This is a genomic window from Legionellales bacterium (genome assembly GCA_026125385.1).
Lineage (GTDB): Bacteria > Pseudomonadota > Gammaproteobacteria > JAHCLG01 > JAHCLG01 > JAHCLG01.
Genome location: JAHCLG010000012.1, coordinates 1 through 17,345, shown reverse-complemented (window position 1 = coordinate 17,345; position 17,345 = coordinate 1). Strand labels below are relative to the sequence as shown.

18 protein-coding genes are annotated in these 17,345 nt (G+C 37.9%); 4 read left to right on the top strand and 14 right to left on the bottom strand.

Going from position 1 to position 17,345, the window contains the following annotated elements; translation table 11 throughout:
- Positions 1-76 precede the first annotated feature (76 nt).
- The 13 genes from KIT27_06280 to psd all read right to left on the bottom strand — a co-directional run bounded on the left by KIT27_06280 (position 77) and on the right by psd (position 11,283).
- Complete coding sequence (locus KIT27_06280; GenBank protein ID MCW5589255.1) at positions 77-397, bottom strand: Rieske (2Fe-2S) protein; 321 nt, start codon at positions 395-397, stop codon at positions 77-79.
- Complete coding sequence (locus KIT27_06275; GenBank protein MCW5589254.1) at positions 397-741, bottom strand: SUF system Fe-S cluster assembly protein; 345 nt, start codon at positions 739-741, stop codon at positions 397-399. The genes KIT27_06280 and KIT27_06275 overlap by 1 nt, the downstream gene beginning before the upstream one ends.
- Before the next feature lie 5 nt (positions 742-746).
- Entirely contained in the window at positions 747-1,196 is a 450-nt protein-coding gene (locus KIT27_06270) for an SUF system NifU family Fe-S cluster assembly protein (GenBank protein MCW5589253.1), read from the bottom strand.
- Positions 1,193-2,428, bottom strand: a complete 1,236-nt coding sequence (locus KIT27_06265) for a cysteine desulfurase (GenBank protein MCW5589252.1) — start codon at positions 2,426-2,428, stop codon at positions 1,193-1,195. Before KIT27_06265 ends, KIT27_06270 begins: the two co-directional genes overlap by 4 nt.
- Positions 2,415-3,704: a Fe-S cluster assembly protein SufD gene (sufD, locus tag KIT27_06260; protein ID MCW5589251.1), complete on the bottom strand. Its 1,290-nt coding sequence runs from the start codon at positions 3,702-3,704 to the stop codon at positions 2,415-2,417. Before sufD ends, KIT27_06265 begins: the two co-directional genes overlap by 14 nt.
- Positions 3,701-4,450 carry a Fe-S cluster assembly ATPase SufC gene (sufC, locus tag KIT27_06255; protein ID MCW5589250.1) on the bottom strand — a complete coding sequence of 250 codons (750 nt, stop codon included), beginning with the start codon at positions 4,448-4,450 and terminating at the stop codon, positions 3,701-3,703. The genes sufD and sufC overlap by 4 nt, the downstream gene beginning before the upstream one ends.
- Positions 4,450-5,898 (bottom strand): Fe-S cluster assembly protein SufB, encoded by a 1,449-nt coding sequence (sufB, locus tag KIT27_06250; protein ID MCW5589249.1) that lies wholly within the window; start codon positions 5,896-5,898, stop codon positions 4,450-4,452. The genes sufC and sufB overlap by 1 nt, the downstream gene beginning before the upstream one ends.
- Positions 5,899-5,915: 17 nt before the next feature.
- Complete coding sequence (locus KIT27_06245) at positions 5,916-6,377, bottom strand: SUF system Fe-S cluster assembly regulator (GenBank protein MCW5589248.1); 462 nt, start codon at positions 6,375-6,377, stop codon at positions 5,916-5,918.
- A gap of 213 nt (positions 6,378-6,590) precedes the next feature.
- A complete protein-coding gene (locus KIT27_06240; GenBank protein ID MCW5589247.1) occupies positions 6,591-7,400 on the bottom strand; it encodes a hypothetical protein in 810 nt (269 codons plus the stop codon).
- Positions 7,397-8,041, bottom strand: coding sequence for a hypothetical protein (locus KIT27_06235; protein ID MCW5589246.1), 645 nt, complete (start codon positions 8,039-8,041; stop codon positions 7,397-7,399). Before KIT27_06235 ends, KIT27_06240 begins: the two co-directional genes overlap by 4 nt.
- Positions 8,042-8,047: 6 nt before the next feature.
- On the bottom strand, positions 8,048-8,824 hold the full coding sequence (locus KIT27_06230; protein MCW5589245.1) for a TIGR04255 family protein: 777 nt from the start codon (positions 8,822-8,824) through the stop codon (positions 8,048-8,050).
- 204 nt (positions 8,825-9,028) lie between these two features.
- A complete protein-coding gene (locus tag KIT27_06225) occupies positions 9,029-10,414 on the bottom strand; it encodes an amino acid permease (GenBank protein MCW5589244.1) in 1,386 nt (461 codons plus the stop codon).
- Between the two features lie 20 nt (positions 10,415-10,434).
- Entirely contained in the window at positions 10,435-11,283 is an 849-nt protein-coding gene (gene psd / locus KIT27_06220; protein MCW5589243.1) for a phosphatidylserine decarboxylase, read from the bottom strand.
- Positions 11,284-11,405: 122 nt separating this feature from the next.
- Between psd and KIT27_06215 the strand changes: the two genes are divergently transcribed.
- The 4 genes from KIT27_06215 to tdh all read left to right on the top strand — a co-directional run bounded on the left by KIT27_06215 (position 11,406) and on the right by tdh (position 15,488).
- The gene (locus KIT27_06215; GenBank protein ID MCW5589242.1) at positions 11,406-12,548 is read left to right on the top strand and encodes a multifunctional CCA tRNA nucleotidyl transferase/2'3'-cyclic phosphodiesterase/2'nucleotidase/phosphatase; all 1,143 of its coding nucleotides are present in this window, start codon (positions 11,406-11,408) and stop codon (positions 12,546-12,548) included.
- Positions 12,549-12,710: 162 nt separating this feature from the next.
- Positions 12,711-13,187: an HU family DNA-binding protein gene (locus KIT27_06210; protein ID MCW5589241.1), complete on the top strand. Its 477-nt coding sequence runs from the start codon at positions 12,711-12,713 to the stop codon at positions 13,185-13,187.
- Positions 13,188-13,259: 72 nt separating this feature from the next.
- A complete protein-coding gene (locus KIT27_06205; GenBank protein ID MCW5589240.1) occupies positions 13,260-14,447 on the top strand; it encodes a glycine C-acetyltransferase in 1,188 nt (395 codons plus the stop codon).
- Between the two features lie 3 nt (positions 14,448-14,450).
- Complete coding sequence (gene tdh / locus KIT27_06200) at positions 14,451-15,488, top strand: L-threonine 3-dehydrogenase (GenBank protein ID MCW5589239.1); 1,038 nt, start codon at positions 14,451-14,453, stop codon at positions 15,486-15,488.
- Positions 15,489-16,023: 535 nt separating this feature from the next.
- On the opposite strand, the gene KIT27_06195 is transcribed toward tdh, so the two are convergent.
- On the bottom strand, positions 16,024-17,277 hold the full coding sequence (locus tag KIT27_06195; protein MCW5589238.1) for a hypothetical protein: 1,254 nt from the start codon (positions 17,275-17,277) through the stop codon (positions 16,024-16,026).
- Positions 17,278-17,345 lie beyond the last annotated feature (68 nt).

Below are 17,345 nucleotides of genomic sequence, written 5' to 3'. Positions count from 1 at the left end.
ATACCTAAAGTGTATACCATGATTTGGCTATAAGCAAATTTAACAGCTACGGTAAATAGGCATTTTAGGCAATGTTTTATTTTGACTCAAATCCCACGAAGATCTGATCTTGTTCTATTTTCACAGGAAAGGTGTGTAAATTTTCATAAGCAGGAGGTTCGAGAACTTCACCGCTGCGAATGGCAAAACGGGCGCCATGCCAAGGACACACCAAGGTTTCATTTTCGATAGGTTCGCCGATAAATGGACATCCCGTATGCGTGCAATAATCTTCTATGGCAAAAAATTCGCCGCCTAAATTAATAATCGCTAGATCAAGATTATTAATGCTGACGATTTTCCATTGTTGATCGGCAATATCATGCTTATTGATGGCAGGAAACCAAGTTATATTCATTATAAAAATCCCAATTGTAATTTTGCCGCTTCAGACATTTTATCTTGCGTCCAAGGGGGATCCCAAACTAATTCAACAGAAGCACTTTTTACGTCAATTACTTTTTCGACTTCTTGTGCGACAGTACCCGGAAAAGTTTGTGCGACTGGACAGCCAGGTGCAGTTAACGTCATTTTAATATCAACGTGAGCGTCATCGTGGATAATAACGTCATAAATTAATCCGAGATCATAAATATTAACTGGAATTTCTGGATCGTAAACTGTTTGCAACGCTTTTATAATCGATAATTTTAAATCTTCTTTATTGAGATTATTTTTTCTCTTGCGCCTTAACCATCCCATGTGAGTTACTCCTCGGTGGAAATTAATTCTGGAGAATCGTGAAGTGCTGCGTGTAAGGTATGCCAGGCTAACGTCGCACATTTAACGCGTGCAGGATAATCTTTCACGCCTGCTAAAACCGCTAATTTTCCTAATTCCATCGTTAAGGGAATTTTACCCATGACTAAATCATGAAATTGTTGAAAAATTCTTTCTGCTTCTTGTTTGGTTTTATTTTTTAATACTTCCGTCATAATCGATGCAGAGGCCGTGGAAATCGCGCATCCTTTACCTTCAAAACTTAAATCCGTGATGCGATCGTTTTCTAATAATAAATAAACATTCAATTTATCTCCACATAAGGGATTCATTCCTTCTGCTTGATGATTGCAAGATGCTAAATGACCAAAATTTCGTGGATGACGATTATGATCAATAATCACTTCTTGATATAATTCGCGTAGACTATCACTCATCGATTAAATACCTCTCGAACTTTCATCAGCCCATGGATTAGCGCATCAATTTCGTGTGTCGTATTATAAAAGGCTAACGAGACACGCACCGTAGCCGGCACATTAAAATGCTCCATAATTGGCATGGCGCAATGATGGCCGCTGCGCACGGCAATACCTTCATGATTTAAAATCGTACCAATATCGTGTGGATGAATATCGTCTAAAATAAACGAAAAGACACTGGTGCGATGTTTAGCTTGGCCAATTAATTGTACTTGTTGAATTTCACTGAGCGCATGTTGCAAATAATCTGTCAGCGTTTCTTCATAACGGATAATATTCGACATACCCAGATGATTTAAATAATCAATCGCAGCGCCTAAACCGATAGCACCAGTAATATTTGGAGTACCAGCTTCAAAACGCATGGGAATATCGGCGTAGGTGGTTTTGTTGAAACTCACCGTGCGGATCATGCTGCCGCCGCCTTGATACGGTGGTAATTCTTTTAATAAATGCGCTTTGCCGTATAACACACCAATACCAGTAGGGGCATATAATTTGTGGCCGGAAAAACTTAAAAAATCACAATCCAAATCTTGTACGTCTACCGTTAGATGAGGTAGAGATTGCGCGGCATCTACCGCCACCAATGCACCGTGTTGATGAGCGATGGTAATCATTTCTTTTAAAGGATTAATGGTTCCTAGGGCATTGGAAATATGTGAAATAGCCACTAATTTAGTTTTTGCTGTGAATAAATCATTATATTGGTTAAGATCAATTTCCCCCGCATCCGTAATGGGGATCATTTTAATTACGGCTCCGGTTTTTTCAGCAATTAATTGCCAGGGAACAATATTGGAGTGATGTTCCATTTCTGAAACTAAAATTTCATCCTGAGGTTTAAAATATTTCAAACCATAACTTTGAGCTAATAAATTAATGGATTCTGTAGTACCGCGAGTAAAAATAATTTCTTTCGTTTCTTGAGCATGAATAAAATGTTGCACTTTTTCTCGAGCAATTTCATACGATGCTGTGGCACGTTCGCTCAACGTATGAATACCACGATGAATATTGGCATTATCATGGCAATAAAAATGAGAAACCGCATCAATTACCTGCTGAGGTTTTTGAGTGGTCGCAGCATTATCAAAATAAATTAACGATTTCCCACAAATGGTTTGATGCAATACCGGAAAATCTTGGCGAATTTTTTCGACATCATAATCATTATGACTGAACATGATGATCTCCTAACGTTAAATAATAGTTGATTTTTTCTTGGAGAAATTCACGTAATGCGGTGTTGGGGAAGGCATTAATAATATCATCACTGAAAGCGCTTAATAACATTGCATGAGCGGCTGCTTGCTCCACGCCGCGCGATTGTAAATAAAATAAGGCATCTTCGTCGAGTTGGCCAATGGTTGCGCCATGCGTGCATTTTACATCATCGGCAAAAATTTCTAATTGGGGTTTGGTATCGATTTGTGCGTTTGCTGATAATAAAATATTGTTATTCATTTGTTGGGCGTGTGATTTTTGCGCGTGCGGATGAACAATAACCTTACCATTGAATACCCCATGCGCATGATCAGCTAAAATTCCTTTATAATGTTCTGAACTCGTGCAATGCGAAGTAACATGCTCGATCGTGGTGTGATGATCAATGTGTTGATAATTTTTGCCTAGATATAAACCCATTAATTGCGTTGTGGCATGAGCTTGTGCTAAAAAAATCGATGTATCACTTCGCACCAGGGAGCCACCTAGGGAAAAAGAATAACTGTTGACTTCACTATTTTCGGCTTGTTTCGCTACAAGATGACCGATATGAAATGCTTTGCTACTTTCTAATTGTAATTTAATCTGCTGAATACGAGCATTTTTTTCGGCAAATACTTCGGTTATCGTATTAGTAAAATATTCTAGTGTCGGTTGCTGAGTATCGTATTGTTCAATAATCGTTGCTTGGCTATTTTCTTCGGCAATAATCAGATTACGGAGGTGAGTTGCAGTGTGAGATTGGGTGTGAATAAAGTGAAGCAAAAGAGGTTTATCTAAAACAGTGTGTCGCGGCAAAAAAATAAAAGCACCTTGATCACTTAAGGCCGCATTTAACAAGCCAAAGGCGTGTGAAGAATGCGGAGTTAAATAGTGTTGCATGATTTGAGGATAATGGTGATAAGCCGTCTCTCGATCGCAAATAATAATTTCTGCTGGCAAATGATTTAAATCGGAAAGATGTTTTTGTAAATGACCATCGCAAAATGTTAAGCGATAGTATTCTCCATGTAACGATGAAGATGGGGGAAAAGTAGAATGACTAACAGGTGCACGCAAAAAATGCTGTTTTAGAATGGGTGTTACTCGCGTATATTTCCAGTCTTCATGGTGAGGGGTTGGAAATCCTTGTTGAGAAAATAATTGCAGTGCTTCATCGCGCCATTGTTTGAGCCATAACGGTTGAGTTAATGATGGCGTAATTTGATGGTATTCCTGAATATACGCTTCAATCATGCTTGTGCTCCCGCAATCCAAGCATAACCTTGCTTTTCTAATTCATGAGCTAGGGTTTTATCGCCCGATTTAATGATTTTGCCTTGGGCGAGCACGTGAACATAATCGGGTTCAATATGCGACAGTAAACGTTGGTAATGAGTAATTAGTACAATTGCACGATCAGGATGGCGTAATTGATTGACCCCATTGGATACAATTTTTAAAGCATCAATGTCTAAGCCAGAATCTGTCTCATCTAAAATAGCGAGTTGCGGTTCGAGAATAGCCATTTGTAAAATTTCATTACGTTTTTTTTCACCGCCAGAAAATCCTTCATTGACGGAACGATATAATAAATCTTCATTCATTTGCATGTCGTGAATTTTAGCTTTAACCAGATTTAAAAAATCCATGGCATCTAATTCAGCTTCACCGCGCGCTTTACGAATAGTATTTAACGCGGTTTTCAATAAATAAATATTACTCACGCCAGGAATTTCAACAGGATATTGAAAACTCAAAAAAATGCCACGATGCGCGCGCTCTGCAGGGGATAACTCAGTGATATCGTGTCCTTGGTATAAAATTTTTCCTTGGGTGATTTCATAGCCTGTGCGCCCTGCTAAAATATTGGCGAGCGTGCTTTTTCCAGAACCATTAGGCCCCATAATAGCGTGTATTTCACCAGAATTAACCGTTAAATTAATGCCTTTGAGAATGTGTTTGTTATCCACTGTCACATGTAAATTTTCAATGCTTAACATTATCCGATACTACCTTCTAAACTGATACCTAATAATTTTTGTGCTTCTACAGCAAACTCCATCGGTAATTCGCGAAACACACGTTTACAAAAACCATTGACGATCATTGAAACTGCATCTTCTGTTTCAATACCACGTTGGGCTAAATAAAATAATTGATCTTCACCAATTTTAGAGGTGGAAGCTTCATGTTCTACTTGCGTGCTAGCATTTTTAACTTCAATATAAGGGAAGGTGTGTGCGCCACATAAATCGCCTAATAAGAGGGAATCACATTGAGTGTAATTACGCGCATTTTCTGCGGCTTTTTGCACGCGTACTAAGCCGCGATAAGAGTTTTGTCCATGGCCTGCGGAAATTCCTTTGGAGATAATGGTACTTTTAGTATTTTTTCCTACATGGATCATTTTCGTGCCGGTGTCGGCTTGTTGATAATGATTGGTGAGAGCGACAGAATAAAACTCACCCACGCTATGATCACCTTGTAAAATTACGCCAGGATATTTCCAGGTAATTGCCGATCCGGTTTCTACTTGTGTCCAAGAAATTTTAGAATATTCTCCACGGCATGCACCCCGTTTAGTGACGAAATTATAAATTCCACCTTTGCCATTTTTATCGCCTGGATACCAATTTTGTACGGTAGAATATTTAATATGAGCATTTTTTAGTGCCACTAATTCAACCACGGCGGCGTGTAATTGATTTTCATCGCGCATGGGAGCGGTGCAGCCTTCTAAATAACTGACATAACTGCCTTCATCGGCAATAATTAACGTGCGTTCAAATTGTCCGGTAGCAACTGCATTGATGCGAAAATAAGTCGATAATTCCATGGGGCAACGCACGCCTTTAGGAACATAGACAAAAGAACCATCGCTAAATACCGCTGAATTTAAAGTGGCAAAAAAATTATCGGTGTAGGGCACCACCGATCCTAAATATTCTTCGATTAATTGTGGGTGATGTTGCACAGCTTCAGAAAAAGAACAAAAAATAATGCCTTGTTCGGCTAATTTACTTTTAAAGGTGGTAGCAACAGACACACTATCGAATACCGCATCGACAGCGACTCCTGCTAACATTTCTTGTTCGCGTAATGGAATACCTAATTTTTCGTAGGTGCGCAATAATTCGGGATCGACTTCATCCAAACTTTTGGGGGCATCTTTTTTTTGTTTTGGCGCAGAATAATAACTGATGGCTTGATAATCAATCGGATCAATTTTTAAATTTGCCCACGTTGGGGATTTCATTTTTAGCCAATGACGATAGGCTTTTAATCGCCATTGTAATAAAAATTCGGGTTCATTTTTTTTGGCGGAAATAATGCGGATCACGTCTTCATTTAAACCAGGAGGTAATGTATCGGTGGCGATTTCGGTAAAAAAACCGTGTTGATAATCTTGGTTTAGTAGTTGGGTTAACTCAGATGATGATTTAGTCATGAATAATTACCTCAAGATTACGATTTTGGATAAATAGGAATAGTTTTTTGCCGAGGTAAGTTGACTTGAAACTCTACCAAGGGCGCAATTAAACTTGCCAAACTCACATCGGCTAAGGCTTTTTGCACGGCAAGACTAATTAAACGCCAATTACCTTTAATCGAACAAAATGGTTCAATTTGACAGTTTGAATGGTGGTCGCCACATTCAATCATCGCAGTATTTTGTTCCATCGCGTTGATAATATCGACCAAAGAAATTTGGTTGGGTGTTGCTGCTAATCGATAGCCGCCTTTCGCACCACGTTCAGAAAGTAATAATTGCGCTCGGGTTAATTGTTTGAGAATTTTACTGACGGTGGGTAAACTAATGTGCGTTTTTTGGGCTAAATCGTTGGCGGAAAAAGCTATTTCTGGTGCACGCGCCATTACCGTTAAAATCACGGTGGCATAATCAGTTAATTTTCCCACTTTGAGCATAGCGGTTCCCCTAAAAATAGGGGACTATTTTAGTCCTAATTAGGGTGAGAACGCAAGTAAATTATTGGCTATTGTCAAAGCAAGATGAAAATGTCCGCCTTTCCAACCACTATGTAAACAACATTAGATTTTTACGGAAAAATTAACCCGTTTTCTTTAGCGTGACTCCTTGCATCTTACGGCAAGATAAAGAAGTAATTGGCAACCGATCGCTCAGGTAGCTTCTAGAACATGATCATGCGGGTGGTTTCGAAAGCTTAAATAGTCAAATCGATAATACATATTTTGGGTCATATCGTGTAAAGTAAATTCATGTTCGGAATATGCTTGAGATGTTAATAAATTTACTGGCCCTAGATGCTTGGTTTTTTTTATTAAAGACACAAAATTTTGCTTTATCTCTATGGCAAGTTTCTTAGCTTCAACTTCATATGCAGGATCTCTGGCAGAATACACAATATATATTTCAAAATCATAAGGATCGTTTTCTGAAAGCTCCTCACTACTGGGATCAAAATTTACCCAATATCCAAGAATAGCTGGAGTATTATTTTTTCCATGTTTTTCGATATAATTCCACAGAGGAACTAATCGAGCTTGTAAGGCATCTGGTAATTCTTGACGTTTATATCTAGCGCCCAACCAATTTTGCAAAACTTTCCGCTGTTCGTCATCAAAAACATATAGTGGATCAGGCGATATATCCCGCAAATCATTTTTACTTACCGAAAATCTTCTATCAGCGACTAATTGTATAGTAACATGTTTTTCATTTAAAATTGGTAAATGCAATTTTCTTAAGTGTTTCGCATTTAAATAGTTTCCTTCACTTTGATCAATGATATCTCCATAAAGAAATTCTACATTAGGCTCTGCACTTGCAATATCGCAGCTATGGGAAATCACTACTGCTATTGTTTTCTTAGAAGAAAATGTATCTGAACTCATAACATTTAATTTTTGCAAATTAGCTAGTGATAATATCTCTCCTTGGCGCCATTTAATATCTAATATCCGAGTCATTTATTATTATCTCTTTTATATAATGGCATAGCATAATCATTAATTGCATCATAAATAGGCTGTTTATTTTTTCCTTTTTTAGTATTTCGTCCTAAATTTTCTTTTTCTGCTAAATCTTTAAGTACGACTAAATGTTTAGTAATGTCCTCATTTCTTTTTAATTTATCCAATAATGAAATTCCTTCAAAAATTGGCCTACGCATCAGTGTATCGAAACGTTGAATATGAAATGACTGAACCTTGCCTGCTATTTTAGAAATTTGTTGAATACCCATTAATGCCTCAGGTTTAGGTTCTTGACCCTCTTGCCAAGCATAAATAGTTGGACGTGTTACATTTAATATTGCAGCAAGTTCAGAAGTATTTAAACCCAGTATGTTACGTATAAAGATAAGATGTTCTGCTGGTGAACGGTTATCGATATTACTTAGGTCTGATGATTCTTTATGAATACGTGGCTCATAAACTTGTCGACTATATGCTGTTAAACTATGGGGCGTAATCATGCCACCCGTGCCAGCAATAAAAAATACAAGGATAGAATCAACTGCAAATATACCACTTGGTGAAATACTCGATTGTGGGTTAATATTTTGCTGCCTAGGTCTCCAGTTGGGATCAGATGTAAAAGGTATATTCATATTAAACTAACTCCATTCATTACGAGCATAATCAGTTACTGATGCTTGAAATGAAACTTTAGAAATTTTATGTAAAGTTAACATGGATTCTTTTAAAGGCGGAATAGTAAATATTTGCCTTTCTTCTAAAAAAGCATCGATATCTAAAGTAGTCGTATATCCTTTAAGATCTAAAAACCTCGGTGATAGTTTTAGTTGCAAAGGATACAAATCAGGGGGTAACGCGAGTCTATCTTTACTGGTCAGTGCACGGGCTACTAAGGTAACATGATTGATACTGAAGACAGTTTCTATAAAACTATGACTTAACTCTCCTTTAATAAGAGAAGAAAAACCTAATAAAGCGGGACTAAGATAATTTTCCAATTGTTCCGTATCTTTAGGCGCAATCGCATTTAAATAACGTAAGCCAATTCTTTCAACATATGCTAGCTCAATTATTTCATCAATTAAACTTATCCCACTAATTAATTTATCAAGGAAATCTTCAAACGAATTATAGGAGGTTGTATGAAACATTAATGAATTAGATAGTAATAAATACCCTTCTGTACCCGAAAAATTACTAAATTTCCATCTATCCTTTTCTTGAGAAGAAATATCGGGTTTTTGAGAATCTCTTACCTCTATAGACATTAATTTTTCATTAACAAACTCTGGATAACCTTTATGCCGTAAAGAATCTTGTATATCTGGTATGTATTTATCAATGTGTGCGATGGTATTAAATTTTATTTGAGCCAAAGTATAAAATACAGGTGGATTTTTTAATGTCATATTCATTCAATATTCTCAAAACTGATAGTCCTTAATATCAATTTTACACTCCACTTTACACTTTAGCAAATTAATGACGTTCTATTTTTTTAAGTTGTTTTAACAGTCTGTTCAAAGCCGCCAATCTTGGTCATAAACTGCAGAGTTTCTGTGCTCCGGTGCTCAAAATCGACCCTTTCTGGACTCACGCTTGAAGACTGTGCATAGGTTCTAAGGTTCCTTTTTGCTGGAAATAAACCAAGGGGGTAAACACAATATCACGGTGCCACCGCATAACAATAGTTCATAATGCCAGAGATTGCCGACATTAATTCCAGGAGGTGGGAAAAATCCAAATAAAATTGCACCGAGACAGGTTAAAATACCCAATAATCCACACAACCATAGGCCAATTTTTCCACACGGAATAATAAAGCTGCGAGGAATTTCTGGCTTTTTGTAGCGCAAATAGAGACAGGCCGCAAACATTAAAATATAGCCAATTAATGCCAATTGCGCAGTCATGGCGGTTAGTAACCAAAAAGATCCGTTGACACTGGGAATTAAAATAAAAGCAAAACATAAAAATGTAAAAATGATCCCTTGTAAGATGAGTAAATTTACAGGAGCATGATGACGATTGGTTTTGCGTAACCAAGTAGGTAACTGATTTTCATGGCAAGCAACGTATAACCCGCGAGTAGGACCTAAAATCCACGCTGAAACTCCAGAGAATGCGCCGAGCGTAATTAATAAGGCAATCACGGGTAACATCCAAGGTAAATGAAACGTGGTGAAAAATACGGCGAATGCATGAATTAAACCAGACACTAAACTGATCTGATTTTTAGGAACCACAATAGCTAAGGCAAGCGAAGAAAAAATTAAGGTGCCTACTATGATTAACGTAGAATATAATAATGCGCGTGGATAATCGCGTTGTGGATTTTTTACATCACCCGCGTGAATAGCAGACATTTCCATGCCAATTAATCCAAAAATTACGCCAGTAAAAAAGGCTAAATTATTAAAAGCATGAATATCAGGAATTAAATCTTTTTCATGAAAATGAATGGCTAAAGGATGTTTAGTAATAATCCAGATGATACCCAGTATGATCATAAACAGCATGGGAAAAAGTGTGCCAAATAACGCACCCAGCGTGCTAACAATACTTGCCGAACGCAAACCTAAACAATTTAAAAAAGTCGCGAACCAAAAAATAACTAACACACTCATCATTAAATAAGAGGAATTATCGCTTAAGTGAGGATTCACGACATAAGCAATCGTCGCAGCAATGAACGATAAAATCGTGGGATACCAAACAATATTATAAATCCATTGTAACCAAATGGTAAAAAATGCTGCTTTTTTACCGAACGCTTCGCGTACCCAAATATAAATTCCACCCGTATCTGGCCAGCCTGTAGCTAATTCAGCAGCGACTAATGCTGTGGGGATAAAGAAGATTACAGACGCTAATAAATAGAAAAAAATAATGCCAGTACCATATTCAGCATTAATAGGTAAGGTTCGTAAACTATCAACTGCAATCACGTTAATCATGACTAAGCTAAATACGCTTAAGATTTTTTTTGGTTTGTTGTTAGTCATTGAGATATTCCTGTGGGTGATTATAAGACCTGAGCAATTGAGCTGCCATAAATCACAGCGTGTTGTGCTTGCAAGGATGGATGAAATTGAATGCGATTTTTTTCAAATAATAAAATGACGGTCGATCCCATTTGGAAATAACCCATTTCATTTCCTCGTTGATAGCGGAGTTGACTATTTTTTCCATACTGTTGATGACGAATTTGCCGATTTTTATGCGGTGGAGTAACAATGCCTGCCCATTGGGTATGGATACTTCCCACGTTCAACGCACCGACCATGATCACGGCCATTTTGCCAATGCTAGTATCAAATAAAGAAATCACTCGTTCATTACGGGCAAATAATCCTGGGATGAGTCGGGCATTTTTTTGATTAACCGATAATAAACGTCCAGGAACATGGATCATGTCGGTGAGCGTGCCTGAAAAAGGCATATGAACGCGATGGTAATCGCGAGGTGATAAATAAAGCGTTATAAACTCGCCGTCTAAAAATAGTTTGGTAAATTCGCCATGGTTGCCGAGTAACTCAAACAGAGAATAATCCGTACCTTTTACCTGAAGAATGCGATCATCGTCAATTTTACCTAGTTCACTAATGCAACCATCGACGGGTGAACAAATTTGTTTGGGATCGCGACAGATTGGGCGATATTCAGATTGCAATTTACGGGTAAAAAACGCGTTAAAGTCTGGGTATTTTTTATAGTCTGGTTCTAACGCAATATTCATATCAACGTGATAATGGCGAATAAAATGTTTAATGAAAAAATTTTTCAACCACGGTTTTTGCTGGGTAGCAAGCTTGCCAAATAATCCAGTGACTAAAAATTGTGGAAAATAATATTGTAAATAAGCTGATATCATGAGTTAAAGTGTGTTACGTTACTTAAGGTAGGCGCATTATACTCGATTCTTACGCGACTTGTCTTGATAATATCAATATTCTCAGTATGATGTTGCTGAGACAACAAGGTAGCACGCATTCTATGTTAGAAAACGAGTTAAACTATTACTTAGTCGGTGGCGCAGTGCGCGATGAAATCCTGGGTATTCCGGTGAAAGATCGCGATTATGTTGTGGTGGGTGCTACACCCGCTCAATTACTAAACTTGGGATTTCAGCAGGTGGGTAACGATTTCCCGGTATTTTTACACCCACGCACGCATGAAGAATTTGCCTTGGCGCGCACGGAAAAAAAAATAGGTCGCGGTTATCAGGGGTTTCGTGTTGATTTTAATCCTAATGTTACCTTAGCAGAAGATTTGCAGCGTCGTGATTTAACCATCAATGCCATTGCTCGTGATAAAGAAGGCCATATTATCGATCCCTATCATGGCGTCAATGACTTGCAATCGAAATTATTACGCCATGTTTCTCCAGCATTTATTGAAGATCCGGTACGCTTATTGAGAGTCGCGCGATTTTACGCCCGCTTTTATGACGAGGGTTTTTGCATTGCTGAAGAAACGCTACAGTTATTAAAAACCATGGTAAAAAACGGCGAAATAAATGCGTTGCAACCAGAGCGCGTATTAGCCGAATTGACCAAAGCATTAATGACTTCTGCCCCCGCTCAGTTTTTTACAGTATTACAGCAGTGTGGTGCGTTAGTCATTTTATTCCCAATCATTGCCAATTTTTGGCAAGATACAAAACAACAGCAATCTTGTCATTCGCATTTGAAAATTGCAGCGCAACGTCATTTCTCGCCAGCATGTAGTTTTGCGGTAATCGCCGCCTATTTTTCTGCAAAGCAGGATGATCTCAAGCAATTTAATAGATTATATCCATTGCCAAAATCCTGGCAGCGCTTAGCCAAAATGGTGATTGACTACTCGTCTTATTATTCCAAAATCACCCAGTTAAATGCAGTGCAAGTTTATGAATGTCTAATGGGGATGGATGTATTACGCGGCGCCGATCGCTTTCAAGAGTTTCTACAAATTAGTGCCATTCTTGCTAACACGGATGCTTTCATTGCACCTTGGCAACGCGCTTATGAAATACTAAAATCAGTTGATATTAACGAGTTGTTGCAATTAAATTTATCTGGAAAAGCCTTAGGTGAGGCGATTCAACACCACCGTATTCTGGCGTTAACTCAATATTTTCCCCAAGACAAATCCTAGTTTTGTGCAGAAGCGCTTTTTAAAAGAAAAAAAACATAAAAATTTTCATATTTTCGCAATTAAATATTGTATCTAACAAAATATCGTTCTAAGCTATACGAGACTGGAAAAACCAGGGTTTTTAAAATCATTAATTAGGGTTAAATTTAAAGGAGACTTAACATGCCAAGAGCAGCAGCCAAAAAAGCACCTAGTGCTAAGAAAGGCGCAACTCGTGCTAATGCTAAAAATGCAGTAAAACGAGTTCCTGCAAAAAAAGCGGTAAAAGCTGAGAAAGCCAAAGCCGTAGAAAAGAAAAAAGTCGATATGACGAAAGTAAAACCGCTTACTGAAAAACTAAGCAAAACTCAAGTCATTCAATTTATTGCCGAACAAACCGGTTTGCCAAGAGCGGATATCACCGAAGTATTTAAAGGCCTTGCTCTTTGTGTTTACGGTCAAATGAAAAAACGTGGATTTGGTGAAGTTTCTATTCCTGAAACTGGCATCAAAGTTCGTCGTATTCGTAAGCCTGCCACCAAAGCTCGTAAAATGTTAAGTCCTTTTACTGGCGAAGAAATCATGGTGAAAGCGAAACCTGCGCGTAATGTCGTTAAAGTTTCTGCATTAAAGGCGTTAAAAGAAAGCGTGAAAGACTAACTCAGTCTGGATGATATCTTAACGCCTTACACAGATAATTTTGTGTAAGGCGTTTTTTTTTGAGGAGTGCTCATGAGCCAAACAATATTTCCGCATCTGCAACAAGAGCTCGCTGAATTAAAAGAACAAGGATTATATAAATCAGAACGCGTTATTACTTCTGCGCAAACAGCAGAAATTGAGGTGAATCACCAGCATGTTCTTAATTTTTGCGCAAACAATTACCTGGGCTTAGCCGACCATCCGGCATTAATTGCTAGCGGCCAAAAAGCACTAGAGCACTATGGTTATGGCATGTCCTCGGTGCGTTTTATTTGTGGCACTCAAACGATTCATAAACAATTAGAACAACGAATAGCAGATTTTTTAGGAATGGAAGATACCATTTTGTATTCTTCCTGCTTTGATGCTAACGGTGGCTTATTTGAAACTTTATTAAGTGAAGAGGATGCCATTATCAGTGATGCCTTAAATCATGCGAGCATCATCGACGGCGTGCGCTTATCGAAAGCCAAACGTTGGCGGTATCATAATAACGATATGCAAGATCTAGAACGGTGTTTACAAGAAACTAAAGAGGCGCGATTCCGCTTAATTGCAACAGATGGTGTTTTTTCGATGGATGGCATTATTGCAAATTTAAGTGCGATCTGCGATTTAGCCGAAAAATACGATGCTTTAGTTATGGTCGACGATTCCCATGCCGTAGGATTTATGGGAGAAAATGGCCGTGGCACGCACGAATATTGTCAAGTCATGGGACGTGTCGATATTATTACTGGCACGCTAGGAAAAGCTTTGGGTGGTGCTTCAGGTGGTTATACGTGTGCGCGTAAAGAAATTATCGAGTGGTTACGTAATCGCTCTCGACCTTATTTATTTTCAAATACCTTAGCTCCAGTGATTACGGCGACATCCCTTGCTGTATTCGATTTATTAGAAAATAATCATGAGCTGCGAGAAAAACTACATGAAAATGGCCGGTATTTCCGTAAAGAAATGGAAAACTTAGGATTCAATTTAGTGCCCGGTGTTCATCCGATTATTCCTGTGCTGTTGGGAGATGCGAAATTAGCCAGTTTAATGGCGGCAAAAATGTTGGATGAGCAAATTTATGTGATTGGCTTTTCTTATCCTGTGGTACCTAAAGGCCAAGCACGAATTCGTGTGCAAATGTCCGCAGGGCATGAGCGCCAACACTTAGATAAAGCCCTTGCAGCGTTTGCAAAAATTGGTCGTGAATTAGGAGTCATAAAATAAATGATGCGCGCATTAGGTAAACTACATAAAAAACCTGGTATTTGGTGGCATGAAGAAACAATACCTGAAATTGGCCACAACGATGTCTTAATTAAAATTCGTAAAACCGCAATTTGTGGTACGGATATTCATATTTTTAACTGGGATGAATGGGCGCAAAAAACTATTCCAGTGCCAATGACCATTGGCCATGAGTATGTTGGAGAAATTGTAAAATTAGGCAGTGAGGTGCAAGGTTTTGCTGTGGGTGATCGTGTGTCGGGTGAAGGCCATATTTCTTGCGGGCACTGTCGAAATTGTCGTGCCGGAAAACGTCATTTATGCCGCAATACCATTAGTGTAGGCGTGACGCGTGCTGGCTGTTTTGCCGAATATTTAAGTGTGCCCGCAGTGAATGTTTTTCGTTTACCGGATGCTATTCACGATGATGTCGCGGCAATTCTCGATCCATTCGGTAATGCCACTCACACGGCATTATCTTTCGATTTAGTCGGTGAAGATGTGTTAATCACTGGTGCAGGTCCTGTGGGGTTAATGACCGCAGCGATTGCTCGGCATGTCGGTGCGCGCCATGTGGTGATCACCGATGTCAATGAGCATCGTTTAGCAATCGCAAAAAAAATGGGAAAAAATATTCACGCCGTCAATGTTAAAAAATATGCGTTGGCTGAAATTCAAACCAATCTACATATGACGGAAGGTTTTGATGTAGGACTTGAAGTCTCAGGCAATTCTCTCGCGTTTAATCAAATGTTAACGACAATGAATCATGGTGGACGGATCGCCATGTTAGGATTTTTACCGAATAATACCACCATCGATTGGAATCAAGTGATCATGAAAGGTTTATTCATCAAGGGTATTTATGGTCGCGAAATGTTTGAAACCTGGTACAAAATGGCGAGCATGATCGAAAGTGGTTTAGATATCACGCCAGTGATTACTCATCATTTTGCGGTAAACGATTTTGCTGAAGCCTTTCAAGTGATGAATTCTGGTCAATCGGGGAAAGTGATTTTAGATTGGAATAAATTGGTTTGAAAATGCGACGAGGGTTGTCATCCTCTGCAAACTCTCTGAATTAGGTTGTAAACAGCGTTTTCTGTGCTGCGCATTTACGTCGCGTAACCAGATAATGCTAATGAAAAATCAATGGTCTATATTCTTGGTTGAGTATTGTCACTAGCCCTCAATCTTAATTGCACCATTTAGTTTAAAACAAATTGGTTTTAAACGGATTGGTTTTATGAAAAAGAAAAATTGTGTTAGGTTAAACGCCCATTTTTCGAGCTAAAGCAGCGGAGTTAGAGCCTGTTCAAAGTCTGCAATCGGTAACTATTAACTGCCAATTTTCTGAGCTCCAATGCTTAACCCCACCTTGATCTACCCCACACTTAAAAAATGGATTTAATTTTGTGAAAAGATAGCCTAATCAATACGGCATTTAAGTGGGGTAAGATCACTTTTGTGTTCCCCCATTTTTACCTCCTGAGGGAGGTTATTATCTCTCAAATTTTTTGCGTACATTGGTCTAAATTGTGGGGGCCATTATATTTTTTCATTAAACAATTTTCCTCTATAATTTAGAAGCAAGGCGTATTTTAGAAACTTCAGAGTTTGTAAGTTGTTTCATCATAGCGAAAGTATTCATGGCACAGGGGAATCCACTATATATCATCTCATGTAACATAATATTTTCTAGGTCAACTAAAGATAGCTTTTCACTTTTCAATATACTCTCTATACAGTTTTTCATTTTATCTTTTTTATCTAATGCAAAACATGATGAGAAATCAATAATCGCCTTTTCTCGTTCTGTTAGAGCGAGTGTGTTTTGGATGTCTAGCACTAGTTCTTTTTCATATATAATTTTTTTTAAAACGAGCAACCCCTCATCTACGGATGAAATATATTCCTGTTCTTTCATATAATTGAGTGTTTGTAAGATGATATTAGGTGTTCCACCAAGATTAATAAATCCACTAAGATGAATTTGTAGTTGTTCTTCCTTTTTTAAGGTAATTAACGAAATAATGGTGACGAAACTTTTTTCTTTGAGAGATAATCCTGGTCTATGCCAAAAAATATCGTATACTATCCTTTGAACAAGATAATTAAAATTAGGACTTAACGATTGACATCGATCATATACAGCTTGAGAACTTATACAACCATATAGTTCATCCATCATTACAGATTTTCTAGGGTTAATTAAATTTTTAGATTCTATTTTAGGTCTGATTAATTTTAGCAGTGCAAGTCCGTTCATAGCGCATGGGAAACCACAATAAATAATTTGTTGAAGCATAATATTTTCCAGCTCTTCCACAGACAATGAGTCTTTCTTTAATAATTCTTTTATACATTCTTCTGTTTTATTTTGCTTGCCTAATGCAATATGATATGAGAAATCTATGAATGATTTTTGACGGTCAGTCAAGATGTAATAATCACTATTCGCGATTAATCCCAGATCTATTTTACTTATCATTTTTTGTAGAGTCGAAAAAGCAGAGTGTGACGGAGGAATATATCCTTTTGAATGCATATAGTTCAGTGTTTGTAGAATGATCTTAGGTTTCCCACCTAAGTTGAAAAATCCATCAAGATGAATTTTTAATTGCTCTTCTTTTGCGAGAGCGATGAGTGAGATAACTGTGACGTAACTTTTTTCTTTTAGAGATAATCCTGGTCTACTCCAAAAAACATCATACACTACCTCTTGAATAAGGCGATTAAAGTTAGAGCTTAAAGCTTGATATTGATCATAAATGGCACGAGCATTATGACCATATAATTCATACATTATATTAGATTGTTGAATTGGCATATTTAACTTTCCTCACATGAGCTATAGTTACATAAAATACTTAAATGACCCCCTTGTCTAGACCACGA